Here is a 10,876-nt window from a genome sequence, read left to right on the forward strand (position 1 = left end):
TAGATGGTCATAGCTTATGCCTTTGGCTTGGCCTTAGTTGCTGACTTATTGGGCAGTCGAATATGCTCGACGATGTGACTCGTAACCACACCAAAGATTTGCAGGTCTTCACTGGGGCAAAGTGCTGGATAGTTCACGCGTGCATTCTCAGCATGCAGCTCAAACTGACCAGCAACTGATCTCAGACGCTTCACCCTTTACTTGCCATCAATGGTGGCCACCACGATGTCATCGGACTGAGGTTGTCGTGATGCGTCTACTATCAAAATACTGCCATCGACAATGCCGGTATCAATCATGGAGTCACCAGACACACGGGCAAAAAAATAGCTGCAGGGTGATGAACTAGGCGTTCATGCAGATCTATAGTGTTTTGAATGTAGTCAGCTGCAGGCGACGGAAAACCTGCCGGAATCGACGTATCGAAGAAGGGTAAGGGAAATGGTAGCTGCTCGGGCGAGGGCTTGCCTAAAACACTGTTCACTTGATTAGTGTATCTGCGTGGCTTGCGAGGCTAAAGCGATATCTGCTAAAAGTATATCCATTACAATCGCAGGGAGCGCGATAGCGCATTCCAGCTCGCCACCTCTTGGCAGAGCTCTGTAGCTAGCTCACTCACCCGCGATACTATAATAAAAACCTATCCTGCTACGGCATTGCCACGCCTCGGGAGAGCGGTAGCGTGTTTTAAGCGCTATTGCCTATAAAGTCGAGTGGGCTCGCCGTTCCAGCAAAGTGTTGGCTAATTACATGCGTATAAATTTGCGTCGTGCTGACATCTGAGTGACCTAGCAACTCCTGCACCGTACGAATATCACGACCAACACGAAGTAACTCCGTGGCAAAGCTGTGCCGAAAGGTATGGCAATTAATGCGCCTATGATTCATGCCAGATATAGCCGCCGCTTTTGCCAGCGATTTACGCGCAACCGACGGGTGCAGATAGATGATAGCGCAGTGTGTGATACAAAAATACGCATGCGCGCTTCTCTGTGAAGAGGCAAGGGGAGGAGTAAGGAAATATGCTAATTAACTCTAATGGTTGGTCAATTAAATTAAGCATGCCGTGCCTAGCAATATGCGCATACTCACTAATAAACTGTTATGTACTCATTTGGCATGGAGTAGCCTTTGAAAATTTATTACGTCGACGCTGAAAACATCGGCCTCAGCATGCTTGATGAACTAACGATTTCCATCCTCGATAGAGTATTTGTCTTCACAAACTCAGAAAGCCTTAAGTCTACGTGCAGCAACGCCCTGTTGACCTGTGTAACTGGATATCCGTCGGGGCAAAACCAAGCAGACTTCTACATAATCGCCCATCTATCTAATGTCCTTGCTCACCTCTCAAAAGCCGAGAAAAAGGCAATAGAGTTTAATCTTTGCTCCAAAGACCAAAATCTTTGGAAGGCTTTCGAGTTTCAATGCTCACTCGCAGGTGTAAAATCCAGCGCTCCAAATATCGCCATTGAAACCCAAATCAGCAATGTTGTTGTCACAATTGACACTTCTCTTGAGGCAAAAATTCTCAAGCTGATGTCTCAACCAATCACATCCATCCAACTTCAACAGAAGTTAAATATCTCGCAATCTAATTTCACTACGTCATTCAACCAGCTTATTAAGACCGGAAAGATTAAACGTCAGGAAAAATCAAAGAAGCTGTGGTTGCGAGTTAAGAGCACATAACAAGCGGCAGCACGGTGACTGCTTCTCCGCCGCTCCGCGGCTACAAATCGGCACGTGTGCCGGGCGTTAGGTGATAGGAGTAAATTCAATTGCCTCTAAACAAATTCAAAAATCAATTAAAGTCGGCAAACGTGTTCGCTCCGGTAGATACGCTGGGGAGCTTTGACTTTTATAATAATCTCATATGTTTGGATTCAGTTGATTATCAAACTTTCGAAAACATGCGAAATAATCATGGAGCGAAAATCGTTAGCCTAGAGAAAGGTGAGCGTATCGATAGTAATCTCTATTATGATCTTGAAAAGATCGTACCCCTTGTGGTGCATGAATACACTCATTTCATTGATTGCACATCTACATTGTGGGGGTTAAATCACTTATCCCTTATGAATTCTGCTTACGAAACTTGCATTGAACAACGAGAAATTAATTTCCATTATGCAAAGAAATTTTATGACCACGTACGCACTTTAAGATTGCCAGATTACTACACATTTAAATATGAAGGAGATGGCTCTTCCCGTCCTTGGCAATGGCGTGCATCTATAGGAAAGCTGTTTTCGAGTGATGGCCAGCTCACAAATAGAGCTGTGGTTTTTATGCGCTTTTCAAACTCGAATGGTGATGATTTAGTAAGATCGCCGCTATCAATGGTTTCATTGCTTGAGGCAACGGCAATGAAGCATGAGATATTTTCTAAGTTAGAGCTTCTAAATCACTGTGATGATAAATTTCGGTTAGTAGAATTGGCTTCATATAAAAGATCAATCCTGGACTATCTATACAATAAAGAAATAACCGAATACTCTGCTTGTGTTCATTGTGTAGCGAATATTCACTCCATTAAGGATGTTATTGAAGCGTTTTCTATAACTTCAGCTATTGCCCGGCTGTGCCTAAATATGCCAAAGTCTCTTTTCGGCAGGATTGCTGAAAGTAACAGTGCATACGAAGCAATTGGAATTTCAGGTAATGAAGAATTGGTGGAGTTGTTTAAAGCTAGCTTAAATTTTTTCGATAGAGGTATTCTATTTTACATAATTGTTCATGCTCTTCCTAAATCTCAAGAGTATACACAAGCTTCACTGGAGAGCGCCCTCAAGAAGACGCTAGAAATATTTGGCATCACGTATGCAGAGTACGAAGAGAATGGAAATGTAGAAGCGCTGACTACAGCTTATTTCAAGGATGGAAAATTTCACTCGCTTAACCTCATGGCGCAGGCTGGGTTTAACAACTACGCACTTTTAAATAGGTTTGGCTTCAATACGAGCTATGACAAGGTGGAGCTGCCAGAGGTTTATCTCGGTGATTGCACAAGCATCCGACTTTTTGGGTGTAAAGACCTTCCTCTAAATGAATTAACAGCAGACGATATTTTTGATGAACTTTCTATCGGTAACGAATGGGTTAAAAGGTTTGCCGAGGCTTGCTTGTAACTCACCTAACAAAAAGCTGCACGCGGACACATATTGCTACGCTCGTTTTGTGTATGTCGTGTAGCTCCATTTTACACAAAAACGCTCTCAACAATATGTGCCGGTGAGCTTGGCGTTAGCTCTACAACCAGGAGAGCCTATGATCGAGTTCGAAGAAAGCGTATCGACGCCCGAGAGCTGGTTTAGGCAATCGTGGGAGATGTATGAAGCTTCCAAGGCACTCTACGAAGTTTTTTCGGATCGGGAACCGATTCAGAGCGAGCACGATAATTATCGTCGAGTAGGGGCAATGAAGGGAGCAATGCTACTTCTTGGCCTCTCCGCTGAAAATGCCTTGAAAGGTGCTTTTGTATTCCAGTCTAAGCCGGATCTTTCCAAAGACCGGTTGGACCCGAAGCATTTCCACAAAATTGCGCATGACCTTTCAGATGTTGCACGGAAGTTGGATCTGGATCTCACGGAATCTCAACGCGATCTTCTTGAGCGGCTCACTATTTTCGTGCAGTGGGCATCTAAGTATCAGGCGCCATTAAGAAAATCAGAGCACGAGAAGGCAAGTGGGAAAATGAAGTTGGTGTATCCGTCAGACTACGAGCTTGTAGAAGATCTGATATCGGATCTTCGGAATAATTCAGGGTTCGACGAGACATATGGCTGGCCGTACAAGAGCTAACAATACGCTGTTGGCAGACAATTTTTCCACCGCTACGCGGCTCCAAAGTTGCTGCAAAGCTCTGCGTTAGGTGCTAATCAAGGAAGGGTCGTTGGCCAAGAAAAAGTCAAAGCGGAATCAGCCACAGCTTCAAGTGACGCCTCCAGACGACGTTACGAAACCTTGGTACAGGAAGGTGTGGCCTTGGATAACTGTGTGTGCAGTAATCGTTAGCTGGTTTCTGCTCAATGGAACTACTGCACTATCAAACGCGGAGCACCTGCCAGCTTCTTTGTCGCGCTCCTACAACAAGGTTGCGTCGTGGTATCACACAGATCAGGACTGGTCTGGAAAGTGGACAAACGAAGGCGAGATCGATGCCCGGTACCGGCAAAGCGATTTAATCGATTTGGATCTTTTGGTTCAGGGTCGAAGTGTGTCGGGTACCGTTAGTTCCGGTCCACAACAAGATGCTATCCCGCTCCAGCTCGTCCTGATCGAGGGCGCGATTGTAGGTCAGTCGTTGGATGTCTTGGCCTTTGACTACTTTCAAGGCGTGCCCAAGCGCATTGCTACGTTTAAAATTACGCGAGTTGGCGAAGCAGATAGTGAACAACTCAAAGTTGCTACAATCTGGCAGGCGCAGCCGTGGTTTCCGAAAGAAGCAACGCTTTGGCGCGCTGGACCGTCGGCGCTACTGGAGGTTGGCAGTGGAAACGCAAAGTAGGCGGTACGCGCCTAACAATTCATCCAAGCCGATGCCGCTCCGCGACGCGGCTTAACTCAGGCGTTAGTGTGCAGAATCGAGACTGAAGAAATGCATAAAAATGATAACCACAAATATAGCGAGCGTAATTTTTATGAAATTACGAGAAAATGGGTGGTTTTTGGCTGCATTCTTTTTGCCTCAGCGGGCTTTTGGGGCTTTATGACAGCAGCATTGCTGCGATCTGTGACAGATATTTCGGAAAATATAGCAATCTGTATTGCACTGCTTATTGGTCTGATTTTTGCTGTTTGGTATGGGCCAAGGCTCATGGCTGTGCTTCGCAGGAGCGGAAGTGCACTCTAACTTTTCCATTGAGCAGACATGCCTTATTGGCTTAAGGCATGCTGCTCATGTTATGCATTAGGTGAACCCATCAACTACGAGATCTCATGGATAAAAGATATCAAGTTTTTGTAAGCTCAACATATGCTGATTTGAAAGATGAAAGGCAGCATGTGATTCAAGCTCTTATGGAGATGGACTGTATTCCGGCAGGGATGGAGTTATTTCCAGCTGCCGATGAAGAGCAATGGGAGTTTATCAAAAAAGTAATCGACGATTGCGACTACTATTTACTTGTCATAGGTGGGCGTTACGGCTCAACAACAGATGACGGAATTAGCTATACGGAAAAGGAGTTCGATTATGCTGTTGAGCAAGGCCTTAAAGTTGTTGCTCTGATTCATGGTGCCCCATACAACATCCCTTTTGGTAAGTCAGAGACGGACCCAGAGCTTAGAGAAAAACTCTTCGCCTTTAAAGACAAAGTCATGACGGGGAGATTGGTTAAGTTTTGGCAAGCAGCATCTGAGCTTCCCGGCCTTGTAGCACTCAGTCTAACTAAAACTATAAAAATGTACCCTGCCGTTGGTTGGGTTAGGGCTAATCATGCAGCAAGTGAAGATATCCTCTCTGATATTAATCAACTAAGAAAGCAAAATGCTGAACTTCAAAATACAGTAAACGAACTGGGTAGCCAACAAGCTGCCGACATTAAGGGAATTGCAGATATCGATTCTGAATTCACCATCAATGGTTCGTACTACACTCGGCGACACGGTTCTTCTAGTAGCACTAAATATTCATTTTCTTCTACCATAACATGGAGAGATTTGTTTTCTCTTATATCTCCTTATCTAGTAGAAAATCCGAATGACGGTCTTGTTAAAAGTAAATTAGCAGCTAGCTTGCTAGAAAGAGAGGGGAAGTCCGGATCGACTATAAGTATTAACGATCAGGAATTTAAGACTGTCACGATACAGTTAGAAGCATATGGCTTAATCACTACGTCTTATAACAAAACCACCCAAGGTGGCATGGCTTTGTTTTGGCAGCTGACTAAAAAAGGAAAGCAGTTAATGATAGAAAGCAGAGTGATAAAGTGAATGCACCTAACAAACGCGTCAATTAGGACGCTCGCAAGCTCGCGCCTATTACGCGGGCGTTAGGCTTCGGGTGCCAGAGTGAGCCACACTTACTTTTCCCAACGAACGGGATCCAACCCAAATCTAGAAGGCTTGCCGCTAGCCGATGTGGTTGAGCTATTCCAGCGTGTGTTCGATCAGCTGCAGCAGGATGGCTTCTTCGATGAAGCATTCGGCTTCTACTGCGTTGATGAAGGCCACATTTCCGGCTCCGTTCGTGATGTGGCGTTGCAAATGCTGCTGAAGATTAGAAAAAAGCATCTCTGGCCAATTAGCGAACACGCATCCAGCTACACCGAAGATGATCTATTCGATGTGTTGGAATTTCTGTATCAGCATGTATCGAAGCCAATGGACGGAGAGGTGCATAGCTACAGCGGATGTGGGATGCATTGGGAGACATTCAGCAAACGGGAGGGTCAGCAGTTTTTTCGTGAGAGGATGAATGATCTTCTTTCCCACTATAACGGACGCTTTGTACTTTCCGAATCAGGGGAGGTGCTAAGAGCGCCGGAGGCCGGATTTGAAAAGATGTTTGAGGCGGACATTCCATCCGATGATTCGAGCATCAGAGATAGAATCGATTCCGCAGTCCTGCGCTACCGAAGGCATGGATCCACAATCGACGACAGACGGCAAGCTGTTCGAGACCTGGCTGATGTGTTGGAGTACCTTCGGCCACAAGTGAAGAAGCTTCTTACGAATCAAGATGAGAAGGACCTGTTCAATCTCGCAAATAACTTTGGTATCCGGCATCACAATGAGAAGCAGAAGACTGGATACGATGCGGCTTTGTGGCTCAGCTGGATGTTCTACCTCTATCTAGCCACCATTCATGTCGTCCTAAGGAAGATTGGTCATGACCAGAAAGCCGAAACCTAACAAATCGTTGCAGCCGAACTCAGACGTTAGATTCGCTTGAAAGGCTTGGAGTACATCTATGTCTGACGGCATTGACGGGGAAGCAATCTATAAGTGCTCCAACTGCGGTGCAAAGCATTTCTTGCACGCTGACGATTTTGAGTTCGAGGTTCAATCAAGTGATGAACGCCAGATGGGAGCGGAAACTCAATATGTCGCTGAAATTCATGCTTGCTGCCACAATTGCAAAGAGGCAATTGAGCTTGAGTTCGAGGTGTGGGAATACCCAGCTGGCATAATCAATTGCACAAATGAAAGCGCCAATAATGCGGAGATAACCGATAGCCACTTCTCCATCGAGCATTTGCCCAATCCGGATGACGGCGTGGTAGAAGTCGCAAAGCTAATTAAGCCGCTTCTTCAATTTCGTTTCGACAAGTTTTCTGAACAGTTTGTCGATTTCTGGATCACCCAATATCGGAAAAACGCAAGAACCACAACAATCTCGTCCGCAATTTCGCTGGTATTGGCCTCAGCAGCCATTGGTCTTGGTATCTACACATCACAAGAAAAGCTTGGCCAGCAGCTCCCTCGCGCACAAGACTTTAACGAGCAGTACGTTCTGCTCAAGACTACCCAGCAAAACCTCAATGACCTCGAACATTTCATATCGAGCAAGAAGAACGAGATGGAGGCAACGCAGAATCTGCTTGGTGACTTGGAAGAGCAGAGGGCCGCAATTGAACCCATCGTTCAAGCCAACCAAGAATTGGTGGATGCAATGTTCGCTCAACATCGGCGCGATAATGAGAACTACGTCTTGCGGGAAAGGCTGATTGGTGTAGCGCTTGGCGTTCTGGCATCCCTTATCGCATCAGTAATTTGGCACTTTATCGGGAGATTTAGAAGGAAGCGTGGTGTATAGCGAATCTAACAAATCATTGTAGCGGACGTTTGACCCGTCACCCATTTTTGCTTTCGCAAAAAAAACAGGCGCCGCATCAATCGCCGCTGAGTTCAGGCGTTAGGCGCCAAGAATAGGAATCTAAATGTCAGTAATATCTTGGAACGAAATAAGAAAAAACTCGATTCAATTTTCACGAGAATGGAGTGACGCAACAGATGAGCGTGCCGAGGCTCAATCTTTTTGGAATGAGTTTTTTGGCGTATATGGAATTAAAAGGAGATCTGTTGCATCTTTTGAAGCGCCAGTAAAAAGCTTAAAGGATACTTATCATAGAATTGATCTTTTTTGGAAAGGAAAACTATTAGCGGAACACAAAAGCTTTGGAAGCTCTTTAGATAAAGCAAAATCACAAGCCTTTAATTATATACAGGAATTATCGTCAGAAGGCAGGTTTGATGAGATACCTAGGTATGTAGTGTTGAGTGATTTTCAGAATTTCGTTTTATATGATCTAGAACCAGAGAATCAACTAGAATTAAATCTAGTCAATGGAGTCACTGATCGCTATGATTCAATAGCTTTTAAGTTAGAAGATTTCCATAAACATATAAAAGACTTCTCGTTCCTTATTGGTCAAAAAACGCATACGCTTCGTGAAGAAGATCTGGCCAATATAGAAGCTGCCGAGTTAATGACCAAGTTGCACGATGCTGTGGAGAAAGGGAACTACAAAGGTCATAATTTAGAACAATTGTTAGTGAGAATGTTGTTTTGTCTATTTGCTGAAGATACAGGGATTTTTGAAATAGGCCAATTTCAGTTATACATAGAAAATCATACTAAAGTTGATGGGTCAGACTTTGGGAGTCAATTAAATACTTTATTTGAGATACTCAATACGCCATATCAAGAGCGCTCAACTTACCTTGAAGAAGATTTAGCCGATTTCCCATATATTAATGGTGGATTGTTTTCAGATCATTTGCCAACAGCCGGATTTTCGAGAGAAATGAGAGATAGTGTTTTAGAATCCTGCATTTTTGATTGGTCAAAAATATCACCGGCAATTTTTGGTTCATTATTTCAAGGAATTATGGATTCTAAAGACCGTAGAGAAATTGGTGCACACTACACATCTGAAAAAGATATTCTAAAAATAATAAAACCTCTATTTCTTGATAAGTTACATGAGGAATTTTCCAGAATAAGGAGCGACAGATCAGGAAGGAGAAATAATAGACTTCTTGAATTTCAAAAAAAACTATCTAAATTAGTATTTCTTGATCCTGCCTGCGGGTGTGGTAATTTTTTAGTCATAGCATACCGAGAATTAAGAATTTTAGAACACGATATTTTAAACGAAATCTATCAATTCAAAGAAAATACTGCAGAACTAAATTTAGGCGAACAGAGCAAGCTTTCTCTTGTTGATGTAGATCAGTTTTATGGTATAGAAATTGGCGAATGGCCCTCTAAAATAGCTGAGACTGCTCTTTGGTTAACAGATCATCAAATGAATATTGCGCTATCTTTAGCCACTGGTAATACCTATCAAAGGATTCCTCTGCATAAATCTCCACACATAATGTGTAGTAATGCACTTCAAGTGAACTGGAGTGAATTGTTACCCGCTACAAAATGTTCTTACATATTAGGTAATCCTCCATTTGTTGGAAAGCGCTACCAGTCCCAAGAACAGAAAAAAGAAATGTTAGCTGTATTTGGCAAGATAAAAGGATTAGGTAATCTTGATTACGTAACAGCCTGGTACTTTAAAGCTTTAGAGTATGTTGGAGATCATCCTATTGAATGTGCTTTTGTTTCAACAAACTCAATTTGCCAGGGTGAGCAAGTTGGAATTTTATGGTCAGTTTTATATAGTAAATTTAAATGTAGGGTAAACTTCGCACATAGGACATTCCTCTGGCAAAGCGATGCTAAAGGAAAAGCACATGTTCATGTTGTAATTATAGGATTCAGTAAAGTTGACCGTGATGAAAAGTTCATTTATGAATATTCTGACATAAGATCTGATCCCATCGAAATTAAGGCTGAAAATATTAACCCTTACTTAGTTGATGCCCCTGATATTTGGCTTGAAAATCGCTCTAAACCAATATCTAATGTTCCAGAACTTTCATTTGGCAACATGCCAAACGATGGTGGAAACTTAATTTTAACAAGAGACGAAAAAGATGACTTGGTTACAAAATACCCAGGAATAAGTAACCTTATCAGGGAGTTTGTTGGTTCTGATGAATTCATTAATGGCTGGTCTAGGTATTGCTTTTGGTTAAAGGATATCAATCCATCTATATATAGAGGAAATATTGAAATTAGAGAGAGAATCAAATCTGTAAAAGAAAAGAGACTTTCCAGTAGCAGGTCTCAGACCAGAGAGTTAGCAAGCTACCCCACTATATTTGGGGAGATTAGGCAGCCTGATACAAGGTACTTAGCCATACCTAAAACATCATCTGAAAATCGAGACTATGTCCCTATTGGTTTCCTTGATTCTTCCGTAATAGCAAGCACTGAACTTTTCATGTTGCCGAAAGCAGGAGAGTATGAATTTGGCATTCTAACCAGTGAGATGCATATGGCTTGGTTAAGAGCAGTTTGTGGGCGACTTAAATCAGATTATAGGTATTCTGCAAAGCTTGTTTATAACAACTTTCCTTGGCCTGATCAGATAACAGAAAACCAAAGAAAACGAGTAGTCGAAGCTTCCCGAATAGTAATGGAAAAACGAAAAGAATTACTTGGTGGCATCGCAAGTTTTGCAACAATATATGATCCTATGTATATGCCTGGCGACCTTCTTAAGGCTCACAAAGAACTCGATTTAGCTGTAGACAAGTGTTATAGAAGCACGAAATTTAATTCTGAAAGAGAAAAAGTTGAGTTCTTATTTAAAGAATATCAGTCTATTACAGCTCCAATAATGAATACGATAAAGCCAAAACGGTCAAGATCTCCTAACAAATCAAAGCACACGGATAGCAAAAACGCTGCCGGTGTTTGAGGCGTTAGGTGCGAGGGTGTGCAGAATTTTGTGTAACCGGGATTTCGGTTACTGCCGTGGCAGTCTTTCCGCGTAGCTGATCGTAAATCGGGTCAATGCCGCTTTCC

At 43.1% G+C, this 10,876-nt stretch carries 9 protein-coding genes and 2 pseudogenes; 9 read left to right on the forward strand and 2 right to left on the reverse strand.

What is annotated here, in order from left to right; genetic code table 11:
• Nucleotides 1–197: 197 nt before the first annotated feature.
• Nucleotides 198–323, reverse strand: a pseudogene (locus DFR26_RS11165) (LexA family protein); the annotation flags it as partial.
• 364 nt (nt 324–687) lie between these two features.
• Nucleotides 688–921, reverse strand: a pseudogene (locus DFR26_RS10875) (tyrosine-type recombinase/integrase); the annotation flags it as partial.
• A gap of 210 nt (nt 922–1,131) precedes the next feature.
• Between DFR26_RS10875 and DFR26_RS10880 the strand changes: the two are divergent.
• The 9 genes from DFR26_RS10880 (at nt 1,132) to DFR26_RS10920 (ending at nt 10,769) form a co-directional block, all read left to right on the forward strand.
• Nucleotides 1,132–1,692, forward strand: coding sequence for a hypothetical protein (locus tag DFR26_RS10880; RefSeq protein WP_116209055.1), 561 nt, complete (start codon nt 1,132–1,134; stop codon nt 1,690–1,692).
• 89 nt (nt 1,693–1,781) lie between these two features.
• Nucleotides 1,782–3,131, forward strand: coding sequence for a hypothetical protein (locus tag DFR26_RS11055; RefSeq protein ID WP_147300298.1), 1,350 nt, complete (start codon nt 1,782–1,784; stop codon nt 3,129–3,131).
• Between the two features lie 139 nt (nt 3,132–3,270).
• Complete coding sequence (locus tag DFR26_RS10890) at nt 3,271–3,804, forward strand: hypothetical protein (RefSeq protein WP_116209059.1); 534 nt, start codon at nt 3,271–3,273, stop codon at nt 3,802–3,804.
• 91 nt (nt 3,805–3,895) lie between these two features.
• Nucleotides 3,896–4,510 (forward strand): hypothetical protein, encoded by a 615-nt coding sequence (locus DFR26_RS10895; RefSeq protein WP_147300299.1) that lies wholly within the window; start codon nt 3,896–3,898, stop codon nt 4,508–4,510.
• A 90-nt stretch (nt 4,511–4,600) separates the two neighbouring features.
• A complete protein-coding gene (locus DFR26_RS10900) occupies nt 4,601–4,855 on the forward strand; it encodes a hypothetical protein (protein WP_116209065.1) in 255 nt (84 codons plus the stop codon).
• A gap of 86 nt (nt 4,856–4,941) precedes the next feature.
• On the forward strand, nt 4,942–5,937 hold the full coding sequence (locus DFR26_RS10905) for a DUF4062 domain-containing protein (protein ID WP_116209067.1): 996 nt from the start codon (nt 4,942–4,944) through the stop codon (nt 5,935–5,937).
• Between the two features lie 78 nt (nt 5,938–6,015).
• Nucleotides 6,016–6,858, forward strand: a complete 843-nt coding sequence (locus DFR26_RS10910) for a hypothetical protein (RefSeq protein WP_116209069.1) — start codon at nt 6,016–6,018, stop codon at nt 6,856–6,858.
• Nucleotides 6,859–6,916: 58 nt separating this feature from the next.
• On the forward strand, nt 6,917–7,762 hold the full coding sequence (locus DFR26_RS10915) for a hypothetical protein (protein ID WP_116209072.1): 846 nt from the start codon (nt 6,917–6,919) through the stop codon (nt 7,760–7,762).
• Nucleotides 7,763–7,886: 124 nt separating this feature from the next.
• The gene (locus DFR26_RS10920) at nt 7,887–10,769 is read left to right on the forward strand and encodes a class I SAM-dependent DNA methyltransferase (protein WP_116209075.1); all 2,883 of its coding nucleotides are present in this window, start codon (nt 7,887–7,889) and stop codon (nt 10,767–10,769) included.
• The last annotated feature ends 107 nt before the right edge of the window (nt 10,770–10,876 follow it).

The organism is Paraperlucidibaca baekdonensis, from assembly GCF_003387535.1.
Classification (GTDB): Bacteria; Pseudomonadota; Gammaproteobacteria; order Pseudomonadales; family Moraxellaceae; genus Perlucidibaca; species Perlucidibaca baekdonensis.

Excerpts from the sequence above, each read along its gene's own strand:
- DFR26_RS10915 (WP_116209072.1), top strand. The coding sequence starts at position 6,917 with ATGTCTGACGGCATTGACGGGGAAGCAATCTATAAGTGCTCCAACTGC.
- DFR26_RS10890 (WP_116209059.1), top strand. The coding sequence starts at position 3,271 with ATGATCGAGTTCGAAGAAAGCGTATCGACGCCCGAGAGCTGGTTTAGG.
- DFR26_RS10900 (WP_116209065.1), top strand. The coding sequence starts at position 4,601 with ATGCATAAAAATGATAACCACAAATATAGCGAGCGTAATTTTTATGAA.
- DFR26_RS10920 (WP_116209075.1), top strand. The coding sequence starts at position 7,887 with ATGTCAGTAATATCTTGGAACGAAATAAGAAAAAACTCGATTCAATTT.
- DFR26_RS10905 (WP_116209067.1), top strand. The coding sequence starts at position 4,942 with ATGGATAAAAGATATCAAGTTTTTGTAAGCTCAACATATGCTGATTTG.